The organism is Amphritea atlantica, from assembly GCF_900111095.1.
Taxonomy (GTDB): Bacteria; Pseudomonadota; Gammaproteobacteria; order Pseudomonadales; family Balneatricaceae; genus Amphritea; species Amphritea atlantica.
Map to the genome: position 1 here is coordinate 106,794 of NZ_FOGB01000011.1, position 25,173 is coordinate 131,966.

Consider the following 25,173-nt stretch of genomic DNA (forward strand, 5'->3'; position numbering starts at 1 on the left):
GCACTTTGGCGGGCTTTTTATGTAACTGTAGTCGGTATCAGTTCAGGGTGATATCCACCATCAGATCGTTGGCAATCGCTTCAAGTGATTGTTGTAGATCCTCCAGATCAACGCCTACAGGAACAGTCAGCTCAGCGTCTGCCTTGAACAGCAGCTCAGCGGACATTGAACCACTGACCAGCTCTGTGGATAACCGTTCAACATTGATGCTGTAACGATTAAGCGCCTGCGAGATCTCCCGGACAATACCGGGCTTGTCGTGGCCGATCAGTTCCAGCGTAATATTATTACTCTCACTGGAGGCGTCTGCTTCAGTGCTGCGCTCAGCGATCACCTTCAAACCCTGAGATTGCAACTGCTGCAGCGCCTCAATCAGCGAGTCTGCGTGGTTTTCCGGAACGGATACAATCAGTATGCCGGCAAATTTACCCGCCAGACGGGACATGCTGCTTTCCAGCCAGTTACCTTCATTGCTGGCGATGGTCTGGGACAGCAGTTCTACCAGTCCGGGTTTGTCCGGGGCGATCACGGTCAGTACGAGGGATGTCATTATAGTTACTCCTTTTATATAGCCAGGCCGGATCACTGTCCCCGTTGATATCGGCCGTCATTCCTGCCTGTGATGTACAGGCGTATCAAACTTTGCGAGTAGAGCTGATCGGGATATTACCGGATTTACACTCCTGATCTCTCTTCAGAAGAATAGCTGCCGCGTGCAAAAAGTGCTGACAACCAGGGTTGATCATCCCATAATTCCACAGATTATTGATTACTTTCGTATCGGTTGCTCTTATTGCCTGCCATCTAACCGCAGCTGTAGGGCAAAGATCTATTGGATTATATACACAGATGAGCGGGATTCTCACGGCTTTATGGCCGGTTTTTGCATTGTTATGTATTGGACATATTATTCGCCGGACTGGTTTTCCCGGCGATGGTTTCTGGGAGCCTGCAGAAAAGCTGATCTATTTTCTGCTGTTCCCGACACTGCTGGTTTACAAGCTGAGCCTTGCGGATGTGGGGGCTGTTCCGGTTGCAGAGGTTGCCCTGGCGGTGATTCTGCTACTGTTTACTGGCACGCTGATTCTGCTCGGTGTTCAACGCTTCAGACCGATGGCGAACAGCAGCTTTACCTCGGTTTATCAGGGAGGGATGCGTTTCAATACCTATGTGGGGCTGGCCTCGGGAGCCGCTCTGTTTGGGGATACCGGGGTGGCGGTTGCGGCGGTGATTATTGCGGTGATGGTGCCGCTGTTAAATCTTCTCTGTGTGTTGATTTTTAGTCTTTACACCCGTAAGGACGCCGGATACCTCAGCGCTTTGCTGGCGGTGGTGAAAAACCCGCTGATAGTTGCCTGCTTTGTGGGTATTTTTCTCAATCTGTCGGGCATTGGTCTGCCGTGGATGGTGGCTTCGGTGGCGGGCTTATTGAGCGGTATCGCTTTGCCCCTGGCACTGTTGGCGGTCGGTGCCGGACTGAATCTTACTGCTCTGCGTAAGGCGGGTGGCGCCGTTATCTATAGCAGCATCATTAAACTGGTGGTGTTTCCCTGTCTGATGTTGCTGATCTGTCGATTGTTTGTTGTTTCTCCCGAGGTCGCTCAGGTGTTGATACTCTTCAGTGCGTTGCCAACAGCGCCTTCTGCATATGTTCTGGCCCGGCAACTGGGGGGCGATGCAGTACTGATGTCTGCAATCATAACCGGCCAAACACTGCTTTCTATGCTGATAATGCCGGTGGTTTTGTCGATTTTCCCACTTTTTCTGTGAATTTCTGGGAAAAGATGGAACTTATGTCATGGAATTGCTGTCTTCTCTTAAGCTTTTAAAGCATTTGTCGATAAAGCGTATGTAACGTCTTAAAAATACATGGTAAAAATGCTTGTGTTTTTTCGTTTTTATGGAAGAATGTGCGCGCTTTTGACTTAGTGAAATAAACTTTCCGAGCAGTAAAAAAATGAAAAAAGGACCCGATCTGGTTGTCGTGTTAATCGCTGTGTTTGTACTGGGAACCGTTTTTACAGGTGTCAGTCATGCCGATATCGAGTTTGCCTCGATAGTCGGGCAGGTGTTTAATAACTAAATCCGGTTATTGGGCAGCGTTATAGAAGCGCTGCTCGGTGGCCACTCCTTCCAGTGGTATATCCCAGCTTTCGGTTGTCAGCTGGTCCACTTTCTGCAGGTCATGAGCCAGTCCGATCAGGCGGGTTCCCCTGTCTTTACGCCAACTCTGTTTAAATGCAAAGGTACGGTCGTAGTAACCCCCACCCATACCCAGCCGACCGCCCTCATCATCAAATGCCACCAGCGGCAAAAGCACCAGGTCCAGTGCCCAGGCCGGGCGGCGTGGCGCCCGTATAACTGAGGGCTCTTTGATACCGTAGATGTTTTTCGTTAACACCGTCTCTTTTTTGTATTCAATAAACCAAAGGCGGTTATGACGAACCGGATGGAGCACGGGAAGGAAGCACTGTTTACCCCGTTTGCGGCAGTAATCGATTACCTGTTCGGCACTGATCTCACCATCGCTGGCAAGATAGAGCGCGATGGTGCGACTGCGGCGGAACTGAGTTAGCCGTCGTAAGGTTGCGAGTAATCCGTGCGCGTGCTGACGTTGCTGTGCGGGAGTCAGGCTTCGCCGCGCTTTGCGCATCTGACGACGCAGATTCTGTTTAAAATCTGTGGCTTTATTCATAGGTTGGGTGCAGAAGAAAAAGAAAAGACTCCCCAGGGTTGCGGCGCTGATATCGGCCCTGAACCCGAAGGTTCAAGGTGGCAGCCTCCGGAGAACATTAGGCTTTCCGTCTGGCGGACATGCACATCAGTTAACCAGGAAGCTTCCAAAAGTGTGATTATCGGCTCAAGGGACTAAATCAGACTACCAATAACCTCAGGGAGCTGGCTCCATTATACCGCTCCGAAACGGAATGTCAGCCTTGAAATAAAACTTAACTGTGCTAACAGATAAATTGGCTGGTCAGTAACCTTATGAAAAGCAAGTCTATTAATTAAAGATGAAAAATATTCATGGCAGGATCAGGGGGTATCCGGCAGTGTCTGCTCAATCAGTTGGCTCAGCTGATTGAGTCGGGAGTGGGTCTCGTTGCGTTCTGCCGCCTGGTTTGTTTGCAGCTCATAGGTGATATTCAGTGCCGCCATTACGGCAACCTTTTCGGAGCCGATGATGCGTCCTCCGGCTCGTATCTCCTGCATCTTTTTATCCAGATAAGCGGCTGCTTTCAGTAGCTCCCCCTCAGCTTCCGCCGGACAGGCGACTACATACTCTTTGCCCAGCAGCGTGACGGAGATATTTCGCGGGGAACTGCTCATGCCTGCTGCTCCAGTGTTTTAAGGCGACTGATCATCGCTTCGATTTTCTGCTCTGTCTGCCCGGTGATCTGAAGGCGCTGGTTGCGCTCCTCTTTCAGTGCTGCGATTTGCAGGTGCAGATCCCGGTTTGACTGCTCAAGTTGCTGGCAGTGCCGGATCAGCTCATTGATCTGTTGTTCCAGTTTATCGAACGCTTGCGCAGACATAGGTATAAGACTCAGTTATCAGAGACAGTATGATAAGCGGAAAATGGTTGGTAATCGAGTGCTGTTTCGTGGTGCCACCGTAGTTGAAGTGCTAGGATATGAATCCAGAAAAGTTAAGTCGATACAGAGTAGCTCCGCCATGCCCGAAACGCAGTCCCCCGAAGATTACCTCCCCGAATATTATGAAATGTGCGATGTGCTGGTCGCCGAAGACAGTATGACCAGTAGCGCTGCTGAGTTGCACGGTTTGTTGTGCGGCTATCTGTCCGCTGGTGCCCGCTTCAGTCACGAAGCCTGGCTGAAGCTGGCCGCTGAGCTGACCGATATTACAGAATTTCGCCATGAGTCCTCTAAGCTCGCATTTACCGACCTCTATGACGGCGTGGTAGCGCAGTTGGAGCAGGGCGATTTCGGCTTTCAGCTGCTGCTACCCGATGATGATCTGTCCATGGCTGAACGGGCCGAAGCTCTGGGATGCTGGTGTCAGGGTTATCTGACTGGTTTTGGTCTGCAGGGTGGACATACCAATGAATCGCTCTCGGATGAGCTGAAAGAAGCGCTTGCCGATATGGAGCAGATCGCTCAGATTGAGCTGGAACCTGAAGCAGACGAAGAGAGTGAGGCGGATCTGATGGAGCTGCAGGAATATGTCCGTATCTCATCGATGATGATCTTTGGCGAGTTTAATGCTCCGCCGTCACCGGAGGAGGTTGCACCGGGTGCAACCCTTCACTAACAGGAGTGACTACCGAGATGCGAATCAGTCAGTCAGGTTTTGCCGCCCGTCGTCAGCAGTTGATGGATCAGATGGCACCGGGCAGTGTTGCGATTATTCCGGCAGCGGCAGATGTGCCACGTAACCGGGATGTTGAGTATCCCTTCCGTCAGGATAGCGATTTTTATTATCTGACCGGTTTTAATGAGCCGGACGCACTGCTGCTGCTGATACCGGGGCGCAGTGAGGGGCAGGTGGTGATTTTTTGTCGTGACCGGGACCCTGAGATGGAGATCTGGAACGGTTATCGCGCCGGACCTGAAGGGGTGTGTAAACAGTATGGTGCCGATCAGGCCTACCCCGTTGCCGAAATGGATGAGCGGATGGCTGAGCTGCTGGAGGGCAGGGCACGGCTCTATTACTCCATGGGAAGCAGTGAAGCGCTCGATGGCCAGGTGCGTGACTGGCTCAACAGTATCCGTAAGAAAGCCCGTCTGGGAGCGGTTGCGCCATCTGAAATTGTTATGCTTGATCACCTTCTGCATGAGATGCGGCTGTTTAAATCAGCGGAAGAGATTGAGGTGATGCGGGCTGCGGGACGGATCTCAGCAGAAGCCCATGTCCGGGCGATGAAGGCGTGTCAGCCGGGATTGCTTGAGTATCAGCTGGAGGCGGAGATTACGCATCATTTTGCGATGAACGGCTGCCGCCTGCCTGCTTACTCCTCCATTGTCGGTGGCGGTGATAATGCCTGTGTGCTGCACTATACCGAGAATCGGGATGAGCTGAAAAACGGTGATCTGGTGCTGATCGATGCGGGCTGTGAGCTGGACTACTATGCCGGTGATATTACCCGCACCTTTCCTGTCTCCGGGAAGTTCAGTCCGGAACAGCAGGCGGTTTACGAGCTGGTGTTGAAGTCTCAGTTGGCGTGTATCGAAGCGATTCGCCCCGGGGTGCCCTGGATCCGTATTCATGATCTGTCGGTTGAGATATTAACCCAGGGACTGATTGATCTTGGGCTGCTCAAAGGTGATCTGGAAGGCTTGATTGAAAGTGGCGCCTATAAAGCGTTTTATATGCACCGCATCGGCCACTGGCTGGGTATGGATGTGCATGATGTTGGTGATTACAAAGTGAATGGCGACTGGCGGCCTCTGGAGCCGGGTATGGTAATGACCGTGGAACCGGGCATCTATATTTCACCACAGAACGAACATGTGGATAAGAGATGGCGAGGTATCGGCATCCGTATTGAAGATGATGTACTGGTGACCGAAAATGGCTATGAGATTCTCAGTGCCGGTGTACCAAAAAGTGTGGCTGAGATCGAGCAGTTAATGGCTCGCTAAGCCTTATGTACAAGTATCTTTTCACGCCTGTTGCAGGCGGCCTTACGTGTTAATAACCCGGACGACTATGAAGCAGCATTACGATATTTTGATCATTGGTGGTGGTATGGTAGGGGCCAGTCTTGCTGCGTCGCTGATCCCTGCCGGGAAACGGCTGGGGCTGTCTATCGCGGTGGTTGAAGCGTTTCCGATGACTGATGCCGGCAGTGTTGAATACCAGCCCAGTTATGATGCCCGGGCGACGGCGCTGGCCTATGGCAGCCGTCTGATCTACGAACAGATCGGTATCTGGGAGCAGCTGTGTGAACATCTCTCTCCCATCACTGATATCCATGTGTCAGATAAGGGGCGATTTGGTGTGTCCCGACTCAATGCCGGGGAGGAAAACGTCGCTGCGCTGGGGTATGTGGTAGAAAATCACTGGCTGGGCCGGGTACTGATGAATCGCTTAGCTCAGCCGGATGCGGCGCATATTGATCTGCTCTGCCCTGCTGAGGTAACCGCAGTAAGCTACCAGCAGCAGAATATGGCGGTGACACTGAGTGCCGGGGGATCTGAACACTCGCTGACAGCTGAATTAGTGGTGATGGCCGATGGCGGCCGTTCAGGGTTGCGCGAGCAGCTGGGGATCGGTTATCAACAGCAGGGCTATCATCAGCATGCACTGGTCACCAATATCAGCCCGGAAACCAGCCATCACCATATCGCCTATGAACGCTTCACCGATACCGGGCCGATGGCGCTTCTGCCCCTTGAAGATCTGCCCGCAGATTCCGCTAGCGGACAAACCGGAGTTCGTCACCGGATGGGGCTGGTGTGGACCGTGCCCGATGACCAGATAGAGGAACTGATGGCGCTGAACGACCGGGCGTTTATTGAGCGGGTGCATGAGCGGTTTGGTTACCGGGCCGGCGTGTTTGTTAAAGTGGGGGAACGCTACAGTTACCCGCTGAAGCTCAGTGTCGCCGATGAGCAGGTGCGGCAGGGGTTGATCGTGCTTGGCAATGCCGCCCATGCGCTGCACCCTATCGCCGGTCAGGGCTATAATCTGGCGCTACGGGGCGTGGTGTCTCTGGCGGCTGAGCTGATCCGGGCCCGGGAGGCGGGTATCGGTCTGGGGGATGTCAACCATCTGACCCGGTTTGCCCGGCAGGTGCGTCAGGATCAGCAAAAAACCATCGGTTTCAGTGACAAAACCATGAAACTTTTCTCCAACAGTAACCCTCTGCTGGCGCTGGGACGCAGTGCCGGTTTACAGTTGCTGGATATCTGCCCGCTGGCGAAAACAGTGTTTGCCCGCAGTGCCATGGGACTTGATCAGCCCACCCCGGATCTGCGCTAATTTACCCTGCATCTGCCTGCTGCATAGCGGTGTGAGAGGACTCGAATGACACACAATAACGAAACAGATCTGGTGATTGTCGGTGCCGGTATGGTGGGGCTGACACTCGCGGCTTTACTGGCAGACAGCGGTCTGCGTATCCGTATTCTTGAAAGCCGGGAGATCGATCCGGTGAGTGCGCTGGCGTGGGAGCAAAGTCAGCGGGCAAACGGCTATGATCCCAGGGTGAGCGCGTTGACGGTAGCCTCGCAGCAGGTATTAACAGTGGCCGGTGCCTGGCAGCAGATCGAACAGATGCGCTTGATGCCCTATCGGGCAATGGATGTCTGGGATGGCGAGGGTAGCGGGGCGATCCGCTTTGATTGTGCTGAGCTGCACGAACCCTGTCTCGGACATATCGTGGAAAACCGGGTGACCCAGACCGCACTGCTGAATCGGGTGCAGGATCAGGAAAACTGTGAACTGTCTGTGGCTGTACGGTTGCTGGAACTCTCTGAACCCGACGCAGATGCCGTGCGTACCCTGACACTCAGCAATGGTGAAGTGATCCGGGCGCGCTGTGTGGTGGCGGCCGATGGCGCCCTGTCGAATACCCGTCGGCTGGCGGGAATCGGCATGTGGGAGTGGGATTATGGGCATCACGCCATCGTCACCACTGTGACCACGGAAAAGTCTAATCAGGCGACCTGCTGGCAGCGTTTCACTGAGGATGGCCCGCTGGCGTTCTTGCCGCTACCTGACACTCACCTCAGCTCGATTGTCTGGTCAACCTCTCCGGACCATGCCAAAGCGCTGATGGAGCTGGATGATGTCGAGTTCTGTCAGGCATTGGGACGCGCTTTTGAAGAGCGCCTGGGGGCGGTGCAACAGACCGATCAGCGGTTCGTCTTTCCGCTGCGCCAGCGCCATGCAAAGCAGTACGTTAAGGCAGGTTTTGCCGCAATCGGTGATGCGGCGCATACGATCCATCCGCTGGCTGGACAGGGAGTCAACCTGGGGTTGATGGATGCTGCGGCGCTGGCGGAAACGATTATCGATGGTGTGACGGACGGAGTGGCCTGGAATTCTGAATATCATCTGCGTCGCTTTCAGCGCGCGCGGCAGAGTGAAAACCTGCAGATGGCGGCAACAATGGAAGGCTTTAAGCGTTTGTTTAACACCCATAATCCGTTACCGCGATTGCTGCGTAATAGCGGTATGAGCCTGCTGAATACCCTGGCACCGGTGAAAAATCATATCGTTCAGCAGGCGATGGGGCTCAGTGGTAATCTGCCTCGTCTGGCTCGCAGACCTGTCAGGGATTAAGCGGCTTAATTGCGCCTGGTAACAGCGATAGCGCAGCAGCAGAGTCTTATCGATAGCGGAAAAACGTTATATAGACTAATTGATCCGGGTGAATCTGAGAGCAAAATTTGCACTGTCAGATAATTCTATATACATTGTCTGCCCTTTTCAGATATAGCCCTTAGCTTTAATGCTGAATAACAATTAATAGTGTCAGTTACAGAGTGACGACAAAGTCGCTCAGGATAAAAGAGTTAAGAATATGGGACAGCAAACCGCGCTTTACCAGAAACACCTGCAGATGAATGCTAAGCTGGTCGACTTTGGTGGCTGGGATATGCCTATAAATTATGGTTCTCAGGTTGAGGAACATCATAAAGTACGTACCGATGTGGGAATGTTTGATGTATCCCATATGACGGTGGTTGATGTCACCGGCGCCGATGCCAAAGAGTATCTGCGCTATCTGCTGGCGAACGATGTGATACGGTTGAAGGAGCGCGGAAAAGCACTCTACAGCGGTATGCTGAATGAGACCGGTGGTGTGGTTGATGATCTGATTGTTTACCTGATGACCGACCCGGATGTCACTGGAGAGTGGTTTCGCGTGGTGGTCAACTGCGGCACCCGGGAAAAGGATCTGCGCTGGATGGCAGATCATACCGCGGGCTTTGATAATGTCGCGCTGACCGAGCGTCCGGAATTGGCGATGGTGGCAATTCAGGGGCCCAATGCGCTGGCCCGGGTAATCTCGGTTGTGAGTGAATCCAGAGGCAAGCTGATCGAGAATCTGAAGCCTTTTCAGGGGCTTGAATCTGAAGGCTGGTTTTTTGCCAGAACTGGCTATACTGGTGAAGATGGACTTGAGGTGATGGTGCCGGAGGAGTATGTTGCAGACTTCTGGCAGGCGCTGGCGGATGCCGGTGTTGCTCCCTGTGGACTGGGTGCGCGTGATACATTGCGCCTTGAAGCGGGTATGAATCTGTATGGTTCGGATATGGACGAGAAAATTTCTCCGCTGTCGGCTAATATGGGTTGGACAATCGCTTGGGAACCGGCCGATCGCGATTTTGTCGGCCGTCAGGCGCTTGAAAATCAGCGCAGTGCTGGTGTAAAACAGAAGCTGGTGGGGCTGGTACTTGAAAGCCGGGGCGTTCTTCGCAGCCATCAGAAAGTGATGATTAATGGTGAGGAAGCGGGTGAGATCACCAGCGGTACTTTCTCTCCGACCCTGGGTTGTTCTATCGCAATGGCCCGGGTTTCAGCTGAAATTGCTGATACATGTCATGTTGATATGCGTGGCAAACTGGTAGAAGTAAAAGTGGTAAAACCGTCATTTGTGCGCAATGGCGCGAAAGTGTTTTCATAAACTCTCACTGTAGGAAAGAGAAAATGAGCGATATCCCAAGTGATCTGAAGTATGTTGCCAGCCATGAATGGATCCGTGACGAAGGTGACGGCGTGGTTACTATTGGTATTACCGATCATGCCCAGGATCTGCTGGGTGATGTAGTATTTGTTGAGCTGCCAGAAGTCGGCGCTGAATTTGCTACAGGTGATGATCTGGGTGTAGTCGAGTCGGTTAAGGCTGCTTCGGATGTATACGCGCCGCTGAGTGGTGAAGTGATCGCCATCAATGAAGAGCTGGAAGATGCGCCTGAGCTGGTGAACAGCGACCCTTATGGCGATGGCTGGTTTGTCCAGATCCGTCTCTCCGATGAGAGCGAAACCGACGACCTGCTGGATGCGGATGGCTACGCGGAACTGTGCGAAGCTGAAAGCTGATCAGAACTCTGATCATAGATATTTAAGCCCTGCCCCTGCGGGGCTTTCTGTTTTCTGGGGACACAGGATATTGCTGTGGTTGCCCGACACTATAACTGCAATTCTGAAGGTAACTCTCCTTGCAACAACTACGTTTGAATCCCGGCGCTGATAAGCGTCTTCGCGGTGGCCATGTCTGGATCTACAGCAATGAAGTGAACACTAAGCTTACCCCGTTGAAGCAGTTTACCCCGGGCGAGCAGGTGGTGGTGGAGAGTTCTTCAGGCAAGCCGCTGGGGCTGGCCTGTGTCAATCCTAACTCGCTGATCTGTGGTCGTCTGGTGAGCCGCAGTGTGAAGATCCCGCTGGATCGCTCGCTGATTGTGCATCGTCTGAATATTGCGTTGTCACTGCGTGAAGCCTGCTTTGACACGCCTTGCTACCGTCTGGTGTTTGGTGACAGTGATGGCTTGCCTGGCCTGGTGATCGACCGCTTCTTCGATATTTTTGTGGTGCAGATTTCGACTGCGGGTATGGAGTTGCTGAAAGAGGATATCGTTGCGGCACTGGAAAAAGTGTTTAAACCGCAGGGCATCCTGTTCCGTAATGATGGCAAGATGCGTCAGACCGAGGGGCTGGAAAGTTATACCGAAGTCGCCTTTGGTGAAGTGCCGGAACTGGTGCCATTTGAAGAGAATGGTGTGTCTTTCGTGGCGCCGGTACACAAAGGTCAGAAGACCGGCTGGTTCTATGATCACCGTCTTAACCGGGCGCGGATGCAACAGCATGTTGAAGGTAAGCGGGTGCTGGACCTGTTTAGCTATATCGGTGGCTGGGGCGTGCAGGCACTGGCGGCGGGTGCGGAGCACGTTACCTGTCTGGATGCCTCTGAGTTTGCGTTGGATATCTCCCAGGAGAATGCGGTTCTGAATGGCGGTGAGGAGCGTTTTACCACCATTCAGGGCGATGCCTTTGATGGCTGTAAAATGCTGCTGGAGGAGGAAGAGAAGTTTGATGTGGTGATCGTTGATCCGCCGGCCTTTATTCAGAAGCGCAAAGATATTCGTAATGGTGAGCAGGCGTATAAGCGGATCAATCAACTGGCGATGCGACTGGTGGCCAAGAACGGTATTCTGATATCGGCATCCTGTTCGATGCATCTGCAGCGAGAGCGGCTGGTGGATATCATCCGTTCGGAAAGCCGTACGCTGGATCGTCAGGCACAGATCTTTGATCAGGGGCATCAGGGCGGCGATCATCCGGTGCATCCGGCGATCCCTGAAACCGACTATCTTAAATCATATTTTGTACGACTGTTGCCAGTTACCTGAGCTGGCAGCGAAAAGAGGGGAAAGGGTATGGAGTATAAGTTACTGGGTAGCAGCGACCTGAATGTCAGTCGTATCTGTTTGGGGACGATGACGTTTGGGCAGCAGAACTCCGAAGCAGAGGCGCACCAGCAGCTGGATTATGCTGTCGCCCAGGGAATCAATTTTATTGATACGGCTGAGATGTATCCGGTTCCCCCTATGGCTGAAACTCAGGGGCGTACGGAGCAGTATATCGGTAGCTGGTTAAAGGCCCGGGGTAACCGGGATCAGGTGATACTTGCCACTAAAGTGGCCGGCCCTGCTGATATGGCTCAGCATATTCGTCCCGGCCTGTGCCTGGATGGCAACAATATCCGGGCTGCGGTGACCGCCAGCCTGCAACGGTTGCAAACCGATTATATCGATCTCTATCAGCTACACTGGCCTGATCGGGCAACCAACTTTTTTGGCGAACTGAATTACCGTCACCAGCCAGAGCGGGATGGTACACCGCTACTGGAGACGCTGGAAGCATTAAAAGCGCTGGTGGATGAAGGCCTGATACGCTACGTGGGGTTGTCCAATGAGGTGCCCTGGGGGGTGATGAAGTTTCTCAGTTATGCCGAGTCTCTCGGGCTGCCCCGGGTGGTGTCGGTACAGAACCCTTACAATCTGCTGAATCGCAAAGATGAAGTTGGTCTGACCGAGGTACTGCATCGCGAAGGTGTAGATCTGCTACCCTATTCGCCGCTGGCCTTTGGCACCCTGAGTGGTAAATATCTGGATGGCAGTGCAGGCCCTGATGCGCGCATTAATCAGTTTCCGCGCTTCTCCCGTTATTTTACGGAACAGGGGCTCAAAGCCACCGCGGCGTATGTGCAGCTGGCCCGTGATCAGGGTCTGGATCCGGCACAGATGGCGCTGGCGTTTGTAAACAGCCGTCCATTTGTGGGCAGCAATATTATTGGTGCGACCACTATGGCGCAACTTAAGAGCAATGTTGACTCTATCGACCTGACGTTGTCCGCAGAGGTTCTGGAGCAGATCGATCAGATAGGGGTTCAGTACTCAAACCCCTGCCCCTGATATTGCGAATCATCACTGCGCTCTTACCCTGGTTATCTGCAGGGAGGAGCGCTGTTTTTTTCAGGCCACTCTGCAACGCTTCAGTTGCTGATTCAGTGCCGCCATCACCTGTCCCCGCTTAACCACACCCACCAGAATCCCGTTCTCTACCACAGGGTATATTTTGGGTTTATTAATCGCCATCATCTGCGCCAATTCAAGAGCGGTATTGGTTGGTTTTACGATGAGTGGATCACGTCGCATCATATCTTTTACCAGAACATGGCTATCACAGTGGTAACTGTCACCCAGCAGGTAGGGGATGCAGTCCTGTTCTGACAGGAATCCGGTGACATGTTTTTTACCATCCGTTACCGGCAGCCCGAGCATATTGCTGGCGAGAAGGTGATCTACGGCTTGTGGTAACGACATCTCTTCATTTAATGGAGTCATGTTTTCAGACATGATCTCTCTAACCAGAATCATCGTCTTGCTCTCCTGTTGTTGAGTTAGCATATGGCTTTTTGCGTACATGCTATTTACACAGTTTTGCAGTAAAACGCGGATTTAACCAATCAGAATTGACTATTTAGCGGATAGTGAAAATTAAATAGGGGGGAAGGGGGCGATCCGGGCAGAGGAGAGGCTCCGCCCCGGGTCAGAAGGGGCGGATGGATTAACGCAGGCTGATAATGGGCCAGCCTCTCTCTTTGGCGGTCTGCTCCAGTAATGCATCCGGATCGACGGCAATAGGGTTGTCGACCAGTTCCATTAGCGGCTTATCGTTGATTGAATCGCTGTAGAAATAACTGTTCTCCATGGAGTGGCCGGTCTGTTCAAGCCAGGTCTGGAGCCGCTCAACTTTACCTGACTGGAAGCAGGGGGTGCCGGCAATCTTGCCGGTATAGCGTCCGTCAATCTGTTCCGGGTCGGTTGCCAGGGTGGCGTCAACGCCCAGGGCAGTTGCGATAGGGGCGGTGACAAACCGGTTGGTGGCGGTAATAATCAGCAGAAAGTCGCCCTGTGCACGGTGTTTTTGCAGCAGGGTAGCTGCTTTATCCAGCATCATGGGTGCTACTTTGGTTTCCATGAACTCCCGGTGTAGCTCTTCCAGTCTCTCAGGCTCATGTTCGCTCAGAGGCTTCAGGGCAAACTCCAGGAACTCATAGATATCCAGCGTGCCCGCTTTATACTGCTGGTAAAAATAGTCATTTGCCCGGCGGTATTGTTCCGCATCGACAAGACCTTTATCGCACAGAAACTCGCCCCAGGCATGATCGCTATCGCCGTTCAGCAGTGTATTATCCAGATCAAAAATGGCCAGACTCAAAGTGACCTCTCCAACTTAATTCAGGGAAGCGCCTAGAATAGAGGCTTGCTGTAAAGGAGGCAAATGCTAATCTCTGGCAATTGATGGGTTAATTTGCTGAAAGACCTGAAGTTGTGGAACAATAGCGAAAAAGAGTTTGTAAGGAATTCACCGTGATAGATTCAGATGGGTTCAGGCCGAATGTCGGTATCATTCTGGCTAACTCGATGGGTCAGGTGCTTTGGGCAAGACGTATAGGGCAGAATGCATGGCAGTTCCCCCAGGGGGGCATTAACGCGTCAGAATCGCCGGAACAGGCGATGTATCGGGAACTAAAAGAGGAGATCGGGCTCTCACCTGAGGATGTTGAGGTGATCGCTGTTACCCGAGGCTGGCTTCGTTACCGGCTGCCCAAACGCATGATAAGGCACCATTCCCATCCGGTTTGTGTCGGACAGAAACAAAAGTGGTTTTTGCTGCGAATGTTGAGTGATGACAGCGCAGTGGTTATTGATTCAACTAATTCGCCGGAGTTTGATGGCTGGCGATGGGTCAGTTACTGGTATCCTCTGGGACAGGTTGTGGCCTTTAAACGGGATGTGTACCGCAAAGCGATGCGGGAACTGTCGCCTAAACTGACGCGTTTGGTACTGGGTGGCTGGTATTTAAAGGAGTAAGCATTACATGCTGGAAACGCTGCGCAAAATTGTACAGGAGGTTAACGCCGCACCTGATCTTGAGTCGGTGCTGGATGTTATCGTCCGTCGGGTGCAGCGAGCCATGCGTACAGATGTATGCTCTATCTATCTGATAGATCAGCAGCGTGAACGCTATGTTCTGATGGCGACTCAGGGGCTGAATCGAAAGTCAGTGGGGCAGGTATCCCTCTCTCTGGATGAGGGGGTTGTCGGTATGATAGGCCAGCGCGCTGAGCCTATCAACCTGGAGGATGCTGCCACCCACAGCGCATTTACCTACCTTAAAGGCACGGGGGAGAAGAAGTTTCATGCTTTCCTGGGTGTCCCCATTATTCATCACCGGACGCTGCTGGGGGTTCTGGTTGTCCAGCAAAAGCTGATCCGTAAGTTTGATGAGTCGGAAGAGGCGTTCATGGTGACGATGTCAGCTCAGCTGGCAGGTGTCATCGCCCATGCGGAAGCCACAGGCTCAATTCTGCAGATCTCTGATCATACCAAAACGGAATCTGACCGAAAGTTCGAGGGCGTATCCGGTTGTATCGGGGTGGCTATCGGACCTGCAGTGGTGATGACACCGCTGGCCGATCTCAATGGCGTACCGGATCGTAAGATAGACGATATCAAGGCTGAAGTTGCGAAGTTCAAGAGCGCGCTGGCTCAGGTTCGTCGGGATATCAAACGGGTGGGGCGCAGTCTGGCCAAACGGCTGCGATCAGAAGAGCGTGAGCTGTTCGATGTCTATATCAGGATGCTGGATGATAATGCCCTGGCGGGTGAGATTATCTCGCGTATTAAAGAAGGGAGCTGGGCGCAGGGAGCTTTAAGGCAGGTTATTGGCGAGCATGTGCAGCAGTTTTCCATGATGGATGATCCCTATCTGCGAGAGCGGGCAACCGATATCCGTGACCTTGGTCGTCGAATGCTGACCTGTCTGCAGGAGTCGGGCCCCTCTCTGTCAGAGATCGAATTTCCTGAAAATACCATCCTGGTTGCCGATGAACTGACCCCCGCGATGTTGGGTGAAGTGCCCACAGAGAAGCTTATCGGTCTGTTATCGGTGCATGGCTCGGGTAACTCCCATGCTGCGATTCTCGCCCGCTCGATGGGAATTCCGACAGTGATGGGGGTGGTTGACCTGCCCTATACCCGGATTGAGGGGCTGCAGGTTATTCTCGATGGCTATTCCGGCCGGGTATTCGTTAACCCTTCGCCGGATCTGAGTCAGTGTTATCGCGATATTATCCGGGAGAAAATGAGGTCAATGCCGGGCTTGAAGGGCTGAAAGAGCTGCCAGCGGAAACGACCGACGGTTATCGAATGCCGCTGTGGGTGAATACTGGTCTGATTACTGATGTGGCGCGTTCGCTGGACCGGGGGGCTGAGGGAATCGGCCTGTATCGTACCGAGATCCCTTTTATGATCCGGGATTTTTTCCCCAGTGAACAGGACCAGATGGAGACCTATCGTAAACAGCTTGAAGCGTTTGCGCCCCGTCCGGTGACCATGCGAACTCTGGACATTGGTGGCGACAAGCCGCTGCCATACTTTCCGATTGAGGAGGATAACCCCTTTCTTGGCTGGCGGGGTATCCGGGTCACGCTGGATCACCCGGAGATCTTTCTGGTGCAGATCCGGGCGATGCTTCGTGCTGCTGAGGGACTGAATAATCTGCGTATTATGCTACCGATGGTCACCAGTGTGCATGAGGTTGATGAGTCCACCAAACTGATTGCTCAGGCCGTGGAGGAGTTGCGCGAAGAGGGGCATGTGATTAATCAGCCGCTGATCGGGGTGATGGTGGAAGTGCCTGCCGCGGTGTATCAGGTAAGGCGGTTTGCCCGGCGGGTTGATTTTATCTCGGTGGGTTCTAACGATCTGACCCAATATCTGTTGGCCGTTGACCGCAATAACCCCCGGGTGGCGAGTCTCTATGTACCCTATCATCCTGCGGTTCTGAAAGCGTTGCAGTTTATTGTGCATGAAGCGCACAAGGAAAATGTCTCGGTCAGTATCTGTGGTGAGATGGCGGCAGACCCCGGTGGGGCTATTCTGCTGATGGCGATGGGCTATGATGTGCTCTCTATGAACGCAACCAACTTGCCGAAAGTTAAGTTCGCCCTGCGAGGCATCAGTTTTGATCGTGCCCGGGAACTGCTGAATCAGATTATTGTGATGGATGATGTGGATAAGATCCATATGACGCTTCGCAATGCACTCAAGGAGCTGGGGCTGGGGCAGCTTACCCGGCCGACCATTCCCGATTAAGCTCTCTTTCCAGCCGAAACCGGATGCTCCTGCGTCCGGTAGCTCCCTGATCGTTATAGTTTTGCTCGACAACCTCAACCTCACCATTATGTTTAATCAGTAATGCCGTCGTCGCCCGGGTGCCATAGTTGTCTGAGTGAATAAAGCTGGAGGAGAGTCGCCGTTCCAGTTCTATGTCAATGCCGGTATCAGGCAGCAGGGTGTCAGGATATGTTTCTCTGTCAGCCATCAGCTGTATGAGGTTTTCGCCGCTTAACTCACCGGCGTCGATACAGGTTTTTAATGCTGCTTTACGGGCTTCAAGCTTGGGCCAGGGGGTATCGAATACCGCATTGCTGATACCGTGTATGCCTGGGGGAACCGGTTGCAGTGGTTCGCTGCGGTTTGACAGATAGCAGAGCTGGTCGCCATCATCGATCAGTTGATTGAAGCCGTCAAAGTTATCGATGGCGGTGTTGCGGATAAAAGCATTACAGCTGTCGTTACTCAGCAGAAATGCCAGTGGCAGGTTGCCTCGGGAGAGGATGCCCTGTTGTGGTCGCCGGCCATCCCGGTGGTTGGTCAGCGCAGAGAAACGACCGTTGCGGGTTAGTCCCAGCCAGGTGCCGCCCTGCTCCAGATCCTGACCTGCCAGCAGTTGTGGCTGATCGGGCCAGTATTGCATCGGTCGGGTAGGCCGGTGGTAAAACTCATCCCGGTTAGCGGTGAGGATCAGTCGGTAATCCGGGTGGTAGTTATAGGCGAACACAATCAGGCACACGGTCAGCTCTCTTTTTTGATGGGCGGGTTAGTTATATAACAGCTTCATTTAAAATCAAAATCTGTCATTTATCTATTGTAGGATGCGTTGCAGGCGTGGTTATATCTGGGCTGATTTAAAGTAAGGGAAGAGCGTTTTGATGTGGGTTCACAATATTGATCCGATTGCGGTGGCGTTAGGGCCGTTAAAAATTCACTGGTATGGGCTGATGTACCTGGTTGGCTTTGCCTCCGCCTGGTACCTCGGCGGCAGGCGTGCCCGGCGCCCGGGCTCCGGCTGGACCGAGGAGCAGATCTCCGATCTGATCTTCTGGGGCGCGATCGGGGTTGTGCTGGGTGGCCGGTTTGGTTATGTGGTGTTTTATAATTTCGGTCAGTTCCTCGACGATCCGTTGTGGTTATTTGCCGTATGGGAGGGGGGGATGTCATTCCATGGCGGCTTGCTGGGGGTGATCGCCGCAATTGGTTATTTCGCACATAAATACCAAAAGAGTTATTTTGATATCGGCGATTTTGTCGCGCCGCTGATCCCTATAGGTCTGGGAGCGGGGCGGATAGGCAATTTTATTGGCGGCGAACTCTGGGGGCGGCCAACGGATCAAAGCTGGGGAGTTATCTTTCCCCGTACCAGGGATATGATCGCCCGCCACCCTTCGCAGCTTTATGAGTTTGCGCTGGAAGGGGTGGTGCTATTTGTTGTTTTATGGCTTTACTCGGCTAAACCCCGGCCGAAAATGGCGGTGTCGGGGATGTTTTTACTGCTCTACGGTATCTTTCGTTCCAGTGTGGAGTTCTTCCGTCAGCCGGATGTCCAGCTAGGCTTTGTCGCGCTCGACTGGATGACCATGGGTCAGGTGTTATCACTGCCGATGATTGTGATCGGTGCAGTGTTGCTGTTGCTGGCTTACAAAAAGGAAGCAAATCATTAGAGAAGTATCAGGCCGGTAACGGGGAGGGTTGAATATCCAAAGGTGATGGCCTGTGAAAGGATGCCGTGCCGGGCAGTATCTCCCGGCACCGGGTGTCCTTAATGGTATCGACTGCGATTAAATTAAAGACAGCTGCGTGAGTGCGGTTTCAATTTTCTTCCGGGTCGTTGCAGAAGGGGGCATTATTGGTAACCGCACTTCATCCTGGCAGATGCCCGTCAGCGACAGCGCATACTTTATCCCGCTGGGGCTGGGTTCTTCAAACAGAGCCAGATGTAGCGGCATCAGTCGCTCGTGAATCGCTAACGCTGTTTGATAATCGCCGTTCTGACAGGCTGACTGCATCGCTGCGCAGAGCGCAGGTGCCACATTCGACGTGACTGAAATACAGCCCCGTCCCCCCATCGCATTATAGGCAACCGCTGTTATATCCTCGCCCGACATATAGCTGAAATCTCTCTTTATCAGAGATCTTTCGCGGCTGATGCGTGACAGATCCATGGTGGCATCTTTTACCCCTGAGACTCTTGGAAGGGCAGCCAGTTGTGCCATCGTCTGTGGTTGCACATCGACAATGGTGCGTGGTGGAATGTTGTAGATGATGATCGGGATATTAGTTTGATCATGGATCAGTTTAAAATGCTCATAAAGTCCCGCTTGCGAGGGACGATTGTAATATCCCGCCACGCAGAGAATGCCATCCGCGCCCGCCTGTTCAGCTGTTTTTGCGTAAACCAGAGCCTCGGCCGGGTTGTTCGAACCCGCTCCAGCAATCACCGGTACGCGGCCAGCGGTTTCCTCTACGACTATTTCAATAATGCGCTTGTGTTCGGCTTCGGATATTGTCGGAGACTCCCCCGTGGTCCCCACGGGTACTAACCCCTGAGTGCCCTGATCTATCTGCCAGTTAACCAGTTGCCTGAGTGCCGCTTCATCAACGTTTCCCTGATTGAATGGGGTGATTAGCGCCGTATATGAACCATAAAACATAAAAACTCCTGAGATTGTATAGGCATAAAAAAAGCCCGGTCACATTGCTGCGACCGGGCTCTTGTATGAAATTGTTTAGTCAGTAATTACACACGTCCACCATTGCCGCACAGAGCAAACTGTTTACAGCATTTTTGTTTAGGCAGGTGAGAAAGTGTGTACATTAAAGAAAACTCTTAAGTGACATGTAATTGTGTAGGCCAATGTAACACGCTGTGGCGATATTACAAGACAGCGGATGTCAATATGTCAGCGTAATCAAGTCAGTGTTGGCCTTTATAGGGAGGTACTGAATAACCTCAGCTTTGGCGGGTTAATCTGGTTGTTGACGAACTAACGCCAGTTTAAGTAGTGCTGCTACTGACATAGCATCGGTGATCTTCCCGTTCATGGCCATCTCGATGGCTTCGTTGACAGGTACTTTTATCAGTTCGATATCTTCTGTGTCTTCCAGCTGCTGTGTGCCCTGGCTGAGGCCGGTTGCCAGAAAGATATAGGCGATCTCATCGGTGACTGAGTTTGATGTCCGTAACTCCATAAAGAGTTGCCAGTGTTGTGCGATGAAGCCGGTCTCTTCACGGAGCTCCCGTCTGGCTGCCTCCAGGGGTGGCTCATCCAGCGGACCACCTCCTTCAGGGATCTCAACCGTGGTTTCATTATTGGGATAGCGGCTTTGTCTGACGAGGCAGATCATATCGTCATCATCAATCGCCAGAACGCCAATGGCATGTGATTTGAAGTGAACCACCCCATAGATCCCTTCGGTGCCGTTGGGGCGGATCACCTCTTCATGGCGCACCTGTATCCAGGGGTTGTCGTAGACGACTGACTGGCTCTTTTGCTGCCAGCCGCCAATTTTTAATTTCGGCATAATGGCCCTTTAAAGGTCAGCGGTGGGAACGACTCACTATCTGATCAGGATCAGACTGAAAACGGGTATTGAATCGGGTCGTGATACTGATAGCCTTCCACTTCGAAGTCGTCGGTGCTGACCCAGGTCTCCAGATCTTCCAGGGTTTTGATATCCGGGTTGATCCTGAAGGTGGGGAGCGGGAAAGGTTCACGGGTCAGTTGTACATCACGCATCAGTTTCAGCTGATCTTCGTAGATGTGAGCATTGACGATCTTGTGATAGGCCTTGCCCGGTTTATTGCCGGTTATCTGAGCGATAATCGCCAGCAGAAAATAGACCTGAACCATATTAAAGGTTAACCCCAGGGGTACATCACAGCTTCGTTGCGTGCTGTTGAGGTGGAGGGTGTCGCCCAGTAGCGAGAAGTGATGGCTGTACATACAGGGCCGCAGGCAGCCCATGTGGAATGCCCCGGGATGATAAAAGGTATAGATCTCGCCGCGATCATCGATACCATTGCTCAGGTCATCGACAATTTTACGTAGCAGATCGACGCTGCCGCCGTCCGGCTTGGGAAAGTTTCGGCCAACCTTGCCATAGATAAAGCCACAATCGTCGGTGCCTTGGCGGTAGGGGTTCGCCAGCCACGCAGGATTATCGTTGGCATTGGCATCCCAGGTTTTTGTGCCGATGTTTCTGAAGTCTGCGGCGTTATTGTAGCCACGAATATAACCCAGCATCTCGGCAATGGCTGACTTATAGAAACTTTTACGGGTCGTCACCAGTGGGAATTCGCCGGCAGCGACATCATAGGTAAGATCGGCATTAATAACGGTCAGGCAGCGCTTGCCTGTGCGTTCATTTTCTACCCAAACGCCTTCATTAATTAGCCTTTGGCAAAGATCGAGATACTGTCTCATTGGTTTGTTATTAACACCTGTGGTTAAATTCAGCTTGCAATGTTAGCAAACAGCAAGGCGCTGGTACCAGTATTAAGGAGATTATATGAACCTGGCGATCATTGTTGCCCAGGCCGAAAACCGGGTGATCGGGATCAACAATAACCTGCCCTGGCATCTGCCGGAGGATCTGCGTTATTTCAAACAGGTCACCATGGGTAAGCCGATTATTATGGGGCGCAAGACGTTCGAGTCGATCGGCCGACCGCTGCCGGGGCGAACCAACATCGTAGTCAGCCGCGATGACGCCTATCAGCCGGATAACGTTAAGGTGGTCAACAGCCTGCAGGCGGCCTGGGATCTGGCTGAGAGTATCTGCATGATTGATGGCTGCGATGAGGCGATGGTGATTGGTGGTGCACAGATCTATGAGCAAGCGCTGCCCCTGGCGGACCGTCTCTATCTGACACAGGTGCATGCTGAGGTGAAGGGGGATGCCTGGTTTCCTGAGTATCATCCCGGTGACTGGGCTGAAGTTGGTCGCGAAGATTTTTCAGCTGCAGACCATAATCCCTATGATTACAGCTTTATTGTTCTCCAACGGATCTCCTGAAGGGTGCCGCTATGATTGAGCCGCTATTGGCCGTGCTTGCGGATGGTAAGTTTCATTCCGGGCAGGCTCTGGGTAAGGCGCTGGGCGTGAGTCGCAGTGCTATCTGGAAGCAGATTAAAATTATTGAAGAGTCTGGACTGGATATCTATAGCGTCAAAGGCCGGGGTTATCGTATTCCCGGGGGGCTTGATCTGCTGAATCGTGAGTTAATAGAGGAGGCGTTGTCACCTGAAGCCAGTCGCAGTCTCAGGCTGATCGACCTCAACCTGATTATACCCTCAACCAATGCCAAAGCGATGGAGGCGGTGTACCGTGATGGGCATGGGTCACTCTATCTGGCCGAGCAGCAAACCTCAGGGCGTGGCCGGCGGGGGCGCAGCTGGGCCAGTCCGTTTGCCAGCAACCTTTACTTCTCGCTCACCTGGCAGTTCAGTAACGGTGCTGCAGCCCTTGAGGGGCTGAGTCTGGCAGTTGGGGTTGCGTTGCTGCGGGGGCTGGCGCGTCTGGGGATCGATGGTGTCGAGGTCAAGTGGCCCAATGATCTGTTGTGGCGTGGCCGTAAGCTGGCAGGGGTGTTGCTGGAGATGAGTGGTGATGCCGCCGGTGACTGTTTTGTTGTGATCGGAGTGGGGATCAATGTGAAGATGCCTGAAGCGGCTGCTGAAGCAATTGACCAGCCCTGGGTTGATCTGCAGCAGGCTCAGGGGGTTGCTCCCTCGCGAAACCGTTTGCTGGCTGAACTGATTAACGAGCTGGTGCCGGTTTTGCTTCAGTTCTCCGAAGAGGGGTTTGTGGCATTCCAGGATGAGTGGCAGGCAGCTAATGCGCATCGTGATCAGGTGATCAGTCTTAATCTTGGCAACCGGCAGGCGCTGGGGGTTTGTCGTGGTGTTGATCAGAGCGGTGCCCTGTTGCTGGAAACGGACGGAGAGTTGCAGGCCTATCATGGTGGCGAAGTGAGTGTGCGTCTGGCATGAATATTCTTGATCTGGATGCAGGTAATACCTTTGTAAAGTGGCGTATAGCGGGAACGGTGTTGGGTGGTCGGGCTCGCCATAATGAACTGGATAGCATCGACTGGCCTGAAAGTGTGGGTCGCATAAGGATCGCTTCAGTTGCCGGTGATCGTATTAACCAGGCATTGCGTGAATTTGTGCAGCAGCGCTGGCAGTTGCAGCCGGAATTTGCAGAGACTCAGGCGGCGGCCTGTGGCGTAGTGAACAGCTACTCCGATCCGGCCCGGATGGGGGTTGACCGCTGGCTGGCGATACTCAGTGCCTGGCAGCAGGCGGGTGCTGCTTGTTGGGTGGTGGACTGTGGCAGTGCAATAACCATAGAACAGCTGGATGACTATGGCCGCCATCTGGGGGGATACATCATGCCGGGGTTGCAACTGATGGGGCGTAATCTGTTGAGTAATACCGCGCAGGTGATTGTTGATCACTCGATAGAAGGGTTCTGCTCGGCACCCGGTGTCAACACGTCTGAGGCGGTTCAGCATGGAGTTAATCTGTTGCTGCAGGCACTGGCGGAAAAAGTGATGCGTAGCGCTGCGGGGCAGCCGGTGTTTGTCACAGGTGGCGATGGAGAGCTGTTCTGTTCGCTGGTTGATGGCGCAATCTGGTGCCCTGATCTGGTGTTGGATGGTCTGTCGCTGGCGCTTGGAGAATAGCGGTGCGCTGGCTGTTTCTCCTGCTATTGCTGGTAAACGCGCTATATCTGGGCTGGCAGCTACGCAAGCCGGAAGTGAATGACACTTTTGTGATGCCTGCTAATGTCTCTCGTATCCGTCTGCTTACAGAAGAGGATGCTTCTCTATTACTGCCGCGGCAATCGGGAGTGACCCCCCCTGAATCTGAGTCGCTGCAGCAGGAAGTGGAGTCGGCTGCTGAGTCGGCAACAATCTCAGAGCCATCGTCTGCAGATGAAACGGCGACCCGCTGGTGTCAGGTGATCAGCGGGATTGAACAGGCGTCGGTTGCTACTGAATTGCAGGGCCGGTTGGCGCAGCAGGGACTGGAGTCAACGGTGGTGCCGGTTGAGGTTGAGCGGGTGCTGGCGTATGAGCTGACGCTGGAAAAGCCTGTCGGATTGCGGGGGCAGCAGGCGCTGCTGGAAAATCTGGCGGCGCTGGGGCTGAGTGCAGAAGAGTCACGGGTGAAGATGAAGCCTGTCTATATTATTGGGCGTTATGGTAGTCGTGCGGAGCTGAATCGGGCGCGCAATGAGCTGATCGGATTGTTTCAACCTGATGAGTATCAGGTGGTCAGTCAGGACAGGCTGTATGATGTCTGGGTGGAAACCGATAGCTCAGTTGAAACCGGCAATAAAATCAAAGAGGTAGATCAGTTTTTTAATTCTGCCATAAAAATCGAAAAAAAATTATGTAAAGGGGTTGCAAGCACAGGGGTGCGTGATTAATATATGCGCCACTTCGCAGCTGATGCCGGTATAGCTCAGTTGGTAGAGCAACTGACTTGTAATCAGTAGGTCCCGAGTTCGACTCTTGGTGCCGGCACCATTTAAGCGGTGAAGTATTGGTAGGGTGGGGTTCCCGAGTGGCCAAAGGGATCAGACTGTAAATCTGACGCGCGAGCTTCGGTGGTTCGAATCCACCCCCCACCACCAATAGCTGCAAGGCGGGTATGGTACAATGGTAGAACCTCAGCCTTCCAAGCTGATGATGCGGGTTCGATTCCCGCTACCCGCTCCAGTTTGATGTGCTCATGTGGCTCAGGGGTAGAGCACACCCTTGGTAAGGGTGAGGTCGGCGGTTCAAATCCGCCCATGAGCTCCATTTTTTCAGAGGGTAGATATAGCGATATGTCTGCCCTTTGTTGTATGTGGCAACGTGGTTAATCACACTTACTTTACTCAAGGTAAATGGCAATGGCTAAAGAACAATTTGAACGTAATAAACCGCACGTTAACGTTGGTACAATCGGCCACGTTGACCACGGTAAAACTACTCTGACAGCTGCACTGACCCGTGTATGTGCTGAAGTTTTCGGTGGTAAGGCTGTCGCTTTTGACGGTATCGATAATGCACCGGAAGAGCGTGAGCGTGGTATCACTATCGCAACCTCTCACGTTGAGTATGATTCAACTATCCGTCACTACGCGCACGTAGACTGCCCCGGACACGCTGACTATGTTAAAAACATGATCACCGGTGCGGCACAGATGGACGGTGCGATTCTGGTATGTGGTGCGACTGATGGCCCTATGCCACAGACTCGTGAACACATCCTGCTGTCTCGTCAGGTGGGTGTACCTTACATCGTTGTATTCCTGAACAAAGCTGACCTGCTGGCTGAAGATTGTGGCGGTGTTGACTCTGAAGAATACGCTGAGATGCTGGAACTGGTTGAAATGGAGCTGCGTGAGCTGCTGGATACTTACGAGTTCCCAGGTGATGACACTCCAATCATCGCTGGTTCTGCCCTGATGGCACTGAACGGTGAAGATGACAACGAGCTGGGTACAACTG

At 53.0% G+C, this 25,173-nt stretch carries 27 protein-coding genes, 4 tRNA genes, 1 other RNA gene and 1 pseudogene; 22 read left to right on the forward strand and 11 right to left on the reverse strand.

Features of this window, described 5'->3' with window-relative positions:
• Positions 1–37: 37 nt before the first annotated feature.
• Complete coding sequence (locus BMY09_RS16400) at positions 38–550, reverse strand: glycine cleavage system transcriptional repressor (protein WP_091360436.1); 513 nt, start codon at positions 548–550, stop codon at positions 38–40.
• A 299-nt stretch (positions 551–849) separates the two neighbouring features.
• On the opposite strand from BMY09_RS16400, the gene BMY09_RS16405 reads away from it, so the two are divergent.
• Both BMY09_RS16405 and BMY09_RS22455 read left to right on the forward strand, forming a co-directional pair.
• A complete protein-coding gene (locus BMY09_RS16405) occupies positions 850–1,770 on the forward strand; it encodes an AEC family transporter (RefSeq protein ID WP_091360437.1) in 921 nt (306 codons plus the stop codon).
• Positions 1,771–1,957: 187 nt separating this feature from the next.
• Positions 1,958–2,083 (forward strand): hypothetical protein, encoded by a 126-nt coding sequence (locus tag BMY09_RS22455; protein WP_261832957.1) that lies wholly within the window; start codon positions 1,958–1,960, stop codon positions 2,081–2,083.
• A 6-nt stretch (positions 2,084–2,089) separates the two neighbouring features.
• Here the strand turns inward: BMY09_RS22455 and BMY09_RS16410 are convergent, their stop codons facing one another.
• The 4 genes from BMY09_RS16410 to BMY09_RS16425 all read right to left on the reverse strand — a co-directional run bounded on the left by BMY09_RS16410 (position 2,090) and on the right by BMY09_RS16425 (position 3,536).
• Positions 2,090–2,695: a 5-formyltetrahydrofolate cyclo-ligase gene (locus BMY09_RS16410; protein ID WP_091360439.1), complete on the reverse strand. Its 606-nt coding sequence runs from the start codon at positions 2,693–2,695 to the stop codon at positions 2,090–2,092.
• A gap of 25 nt (positions 2,696–2,720) precedes the next feature.
• A non-coding RNA gene (gene ssrS / locus BMY09_RS16415) (6S RNA) lies at positions 2,721–2,900 on the reverse strand.
• 136 nt (positions 2,901–3,036) lie between these two features.
• Positions 3,037–3,330 carry a cell division protein ZapA gene (locus BMY09_RS16420; RefSeq protein ID WP_091360440.1) on the reverse strand — a complete coding sequence of 98 codons (294 nt, stop codon included), beginning with the start codon at positions 3,328–3,330 and terminating at the stop codon, positions 3,037–3,039.
• Positions 3,327–3,536 (reverse strand): hypothetical protein, encoded by a 210-nt coding sequence (locus BMY09_RS16425; RefSeq protein ID WP_091360442.1) that lies wholly within the window; start codon positions 3,534–3,536, stop codon positions 3,327–3,329. The genes BMY09_RS16420 and BMY09_RS16425 overlap by 4 nt, the downstream gene beginning before the upstream one ends.
• A 43-nt stretch (positions 3,537–3,579) precedes the next feature.
• Between BMY09_RS16425 and BMY09_RS16430 the strand changes: the two genes are divergently transcribed.
• From BMY09_RS16430 to BMY09_RS16465, 8 genes are all read left to right on the forward strand, one after another.
• Positions 3,580–4,272, forward strand: coding sequence for a UPF0149 family protein (locus BMY09_RS16430; protein WP_091360443.1), 693 nt, complete (start codon positions 3,580–3,582; stop codon positions 4,270–4,272).
• A 17-nt stretch (positions 4,273–4,289) separates the two neighbouring features.
• Positions 4,290–5,603 carry a Xaa-Pro aminopeptidase gene (pepP, locus tag BMY09_RS16435; RefSeq protein ID WP_091360445.1) on the forward strand — a complete coding sequence of 438 codons (1,314 nt, stop codon included), beginning with the start codon at positions 4,290–4,292 and terminating at the stop codon, positions 5,601–5,603.
• Between the two features lie 67 nt (positions 5,604–5,670).
• Positions 5,671–6,945 (forward strand): 2-octaprenyl-6-methoxyphenyl hydroxylase, encoded by a 1,275-nt coding sequence (ubiH, locus tag BMY09_RS16440; RefSeq protein ID WP_091360446.1) that lies wholly within the window; start codon positions 5,671–5,673, stop codon positions 6,943–6,945.
• Positions 6,946–6,990: 45 nt separating this feature from the next.
• A complete protein-coding gene (locus tag BMY09_RS16445; RefSeq protein ID WP_091360448.1) occupies positions 6,991–8,250 on the forward strand; it encodes a UbiH/UbiF/VisC/COQ6 family ubiquinone biosynthesis hydroxylase in 1,260 nt (419 codons plus the stop codon).
• Between the two features lie 241 nt (positions 8,251–8,491).
• On the forward strand, positions 8,492–9,598 hold the full coding sequence (gene gcvT, locus BMY09_RS16450) for a glycine cleavage system aminomethyltransferase GcvT (protein WP_091360450.1): 1,107 nt from the start codon (positions 8,492–8,494) through the stop codon (positions 9,596–9,598).
• Positions 9,599–9,621: 23 nt separating this feature from the next.
• On the forward strand, positions 9,622–10,014 hold the full coding sequence (gene gcvH / locus BMY09_RS16455) for a glycine cleavage system protein GcvH (protein ID WP_091360452.1): 393 nt from the start codon (positions 9,622–9,624) through the stop codon (positions 10,012–10,014).
• Between the two features lie 119 nt (positions 10,015–10,133).
• Entirely contained in the window at positions 10,134–11,324 is a 1,191-nt protein-coding gene (locus tag BMY09_RS16460; RefSeq protein ID WP_091360453.1) for a class I SAM-dependent rRNA methyltransferase, read from the forward strand.
• 27 nt (positions 11,325–11,351) lie between these two features.
• Complete coding sequence (locus BMY09_RS16465) at positions 11,352–12,389, forward strand: NADP(H)-dependent aldo-keto reductase (RefSeq protein WP_091360455.1); 1,038 nt, start codon at positions 11,352–11,354, stop codon at positions 12,387–12,389.
• Between the two features lie 60 nt (positions 12,390–12,449).
• On the opposite strand, the gene BMY09_RS16470 is transcribed toward BMY09_RS16465, so the two are convergent.
• Both BMY09_RS16470 and BMY09_RS16475 read right to left on the reverse strand, forming a co-directional pair.
• Positions 12,450–12,854: a CBS domain-containing protein gene (locus BMY09_RS16470; RefSeq protein WP_091360457.1), complete on the reverse strand. Its 405-nt coding sequence runs from the start codon at positions 12,852–12,854 to the stop codon at positions 12,450–12,452.
• 190 nt (positions 12,855–13,044) lie between these two features.
• Positions 13,045–13,698 carry a histidinol-phosphatase gene (locus BMY09_RS16475; protein ID WP_091360459.1) on the reverse strand — a complete coding sequence of 218 codons (654 nt, stop codon included), beginning with the start codon at positions 13,696–13,698 and terminating at the stop codon, positions 13,045–13,047.
• A 152-nt stretch (positions 13,699–13,850) separates the two neighbouring features.
• Here BMY09_RS16475 and rppH point away from each other — a divergent pair, with 152 nt between their 5' ends.
• Complete coding sequence (gene rppH / locus BMY09_RS16480) at positions 13,851–14,354, forward strand: RNA pyrophosphohydrolase (protein ID WP_091360461.1); 504 nt, start codon at positions 13,851–13,853, stop codon at positions 14,352–14,354.
• Between the two features lie 7 nt (positions 14,355–14,361).
• Positions 14,362–16,640: pseudogene (ptsP, locus tag BMY09_RS16485) on the forward strand (phosphoenolpyruvate--protein phosphotransferase).
• On the opposite strand, the gene BMY09_RS16490 reads toward ptsP, so the two are convergent.
• Complete coding sequence (locus BMY09_RS16490) at positions 16,615–17,400, reverse strand: NRDE family protein (protein ID WP_175483575.1); 786 nt, start codon at positions 17,398–17,400, stop codon at positions 16,615–16,617. The pseudogene ptsP and the gene BMY09_RS16490 sit on opposite strands and share 26 nt — an antisense overlap.
• Before the next feature lie 139 nt (positions 17,401–17,539).
• On the opposite strand from BMY09_RS16490, the gene lgt reads away from it, so the two are divergent.
• Positions 17,540–18,328, forward strand: a complete 789-nt coding sequence (lgt, locus tag BMY09_RS16495; protein WP_091360465.1) for a prolipoprotein diacylglyceryl transferase — start codon at positions 17,540–17,542, stop codon at positions 18,326–18,328.
• 117 nt (positions 18,329–18,445) lie between these two features.
• Here lgt and dapA read toward each other — a convergent pair whose 3' ends face one another.
• The 3 genes from dapA to BMY09_RS16510 all read right to left on the reverse strand — a co-directional run bounded on the left by dapA (position 18,446) and on the right by BMY09_RS16510 (position 21,091).
• Positions 18,446–19,318 (reverse strand): 4-hydroxy-tetrahydrodipicolinate synthase, encoded by an 873-nt coding sequence (gene dapA / locus BMY09_RS16500; RefSeq protein ID WP_091360467.1) that lies wholly within the window; start codon positions 19,316–19,318, stop codon positions 18,446–18,448.
• 313 nt (positions 19,319–19,631) lie between these two features.
• Positions 19,632–20,189, reverse strand: coding sequence for an NUDIX domain-containing protein (locus tag BMY09_RS16505; RefSeq protein ID WP_091360469.1), 558 nt, complete (start codon positions 20,187–20,189; stop codon positions 19,632–19,634).
• Between the two features lie 50 nt (positions 20,190–20,239).
• On the reverse strand, positions 20,240–21,091 hold the full coding sequence (locus tag BMY09_RS16510) for a thymidylate synthase (protein ID WP_091360471.1): 852 nt from the start codon (positions 21,089–21,091) through the stop codon (positions 20,240–20,242).
• Between the two features lie 85 nt (positions 21,092–21,176).
• On the opposite strand from BMY09_RS16510, the gene folA reads away from it, so the two are divergent.
• The 9 genes from folA to BMY09_RS16555 all read left to right on the forward strand — a co-directional run.
• A complete protein-coding gene (folA, locus tag BMY09_RS16515) occupies positions 21,177–21,683 on the forward strand; it encodes a type 3 dihydrofolate reductase (RefSeq protein WP_091360473.1) in 507 nt (168 codons plus the stop codon).
• Positions 21,684–21,694: 11 nt separating this feature from the next.
• Positions 21,695–22,660 carry a bifunctional biotin--[acetyl-CoA-carboxylase] ligase/biotin operon repressor BirA gene (gene birA, locus BMY09_RS16520; RefSeq protein ID WP_091360475.1) on the forward strand — a complete coding sequence of 322 codons (966 nt, stop codon included), beginning with the start codon at positions 21,695–21,697 and terminating at the stop codon, positions 22,658–22,660.
• Positions 22,657–23,355: a type III pantothenate kinase gene (locus BMY09_RS16525; protein ID WP_091360477.1), complete on the forward strand. Its 699-nt coding sequence runs from the start codon at positions 22,657–22,659 to the stop codon at positions 23,353–23,355. Before birA ends, BMY09_RS16525 begins: the two co-directional genes overlap by 4 nt.
• Positions 23,356–23,357: 2 nt before the next feature.
• Positions 23,358–24,104, forward strand: a complete 747-nt coding sequence (locus BMY09_RS16530; RefSeq protein WP_091360479.1) for a hypothetical protein — start codon at positions 23,358–23,360, stop codon at positions 24,102–24,104.
• Between the two features lie 24 nt (positions 24,105–24,128).
• Positions 24,129–24,204 (forward strand) — tRNA-Thr (locus BMY09_RS16535).
• Between the two features lie 23 nt (positions 24,205–24,227).
• Positions 24,228–24,311, forward strand: a tRNA-Tyr gene (locus tag BMY09_RS16540).
• 11 nt (positions 24,312–24,322) lie between these two features.
• Positions 24,323–24,396: transfer RNA gene (locus BMY09_RS16545), tRNA-Gly, on the forward strand.
• 9 nt (positions 24,397–24,405) lie between these two features.
• A tRNA-Thr gene (locus tag BMY09_RS16550) sits at positions 24,406–24,480 on the forward strand.
• Positions 24,481–24,572: 92 nt separating this feature from the next.
• On the forward strand, positions 24,573–25,173 hold a 601-nt coding region (locus BMY09_RS16555), incomplete at its 3' end, for a GTP-binding protein (RefSeq protein WP_139203206.1).

Bases quoted from the DNA above. Each gene is read 5' to 3' on its own strand.
- BMY09_RS16400 (WP_091360436.1), bottom strand. From the start codon at position 550: ATGACATCCCTCGTACTGACCGTGATCGCCCCGGACAAACCCGGACTG.
- BMY09_RS16405 (WP_091360437.1), top strand. From the start codon at position 850: ATGAGCGGGATTCTCACGGCTTTATGGCCGGTTTTTGCATTGTTATGT.
- BMY09_RS22455 (WP_261832957.1), top strand. From the start codon at position 1,958: ATGAAAAAAGGACCCGATCTGGTTGTCGTGTTAATCGCTGTGTTTGTA.
- BMY09_RS16410 (WP_091360439.1), bottom strand. From the start codon at position 2,695: ATGAATAAAGCCACAGATTTTAAACAGAATCTGCGTCGTCAGATGCGC.
- BMY09_RS16420 (WP_091360440.1), bottom strand. From the start codon at position 3,330: ATGAGCAGTTCCCCGCGAAATATCTCCGTCACGCTGCTGGGCAAAGAG.
- BMY09_RS16425 (WP_091360442.1), bottom strand. From the start codon at position 3,536: ATGTCTGCGCAAGCGTTCGATAAACTGGAACAACAGATCAATGAGCTG.
- BMY09_RS16430 (WP_091360443.1), top strand. From the start codon at position 3,580: ATGGTTGGTAATCGAGTGCTGTTTCGTGGTGCCACCGTAGTTGAAGTG.
- pepP (WP_091360445.1), top strand. From the start codon at position 4,290: ATGCGAATCAGTCAGTCAGGTTTTGCCGCCCGTCGTCAGCAGTTGATG.
- ubiH (WP_091360446.1), top strand. From the start codon at position 5,671: ATGAAGCAGCATTACGATATTTTGATCATTGGTGGTGGTATGGTAGGG.
- BMY09_RS16445 (WP_091360448.1), top strand. From the start codon at position 6,991: ATGACACACAATAACGAAACAGATCTGGTGATTGTCGGTGCCGGTATG.
- gcvT (WP_091360450.1), top strand. From the start codon at position 8,492: ATGGGACAGCAAACCGCGCTTTACCAGAAACACCTGCAGATGAATGCT.
- gcvH (WP_091360452.1), top strand. From the start codon at position 9,622: ATGAGCGATATCCCAAGTGATCTGAAGTATGTTGCCAGCCATGAATGG.
- BMY09_RS16465 (WP_091360455.1), top strand. From the start codon at position 11,352: ATGGAGTATAAGTTACTGGGTAGCAGCGACCTGAATGTCAGTCGTATC.
- BMY09_RS16470 (WP_091360457.1), bottom strand. From the start codon at position 12,854: ATGATTCTGGTTAGAGAGATCATGTCTGAAAACATGACTCCATTAAAT.
- lgt (WP_091360465.1), top strand. From the start codon at position 17,540: ATGTGGGTTCACAATATTGATCCGATTGCGGTGGCGTTAGGGCCGTTA.
- dapA (WP_091360467.1), bottom strand. From the start codon at position 19,318: ATGTTTTATGGTTCATATACGGCGCTAATCACCCCATTCAATCAGGGA.
- BMY09_RS16505 (WP_091360469.1), bottom strand. From the start codon at position 20,189: ATGCCGAAATTAAAAATTGGCGGCTGGCAGCAAAAGAGCCAGTCAGTC.
- BMY09_RS16510 (WP_091360471.1), bottom strand. From the start codon at position 21,091: ATGAGACAGTATCTCGATCTTTGCCAAAGGCTAATTAATGAAGGCGTT.
- folA (WP_091360473.1), top strand. From the start codon at position 21,177: ATGAACCTGGCGATCATTGTTGCCCAGGCCGAAAACCGGGTGATCGGG.
- birA (WP_091360475.1), top strand. From the start codon at position 21,695: ATGATTGAGCCGCTATTGGCCGTGCTTGCGGATGGTAAGTTTCATTCC.
- BMY09_RS16525 (WP_091360477.1), top strand. From the start codon at position 22,657: ATGAATATTCTTGATCTGGATGCAGGTAATACCTTTGTAAAGTGGCGT.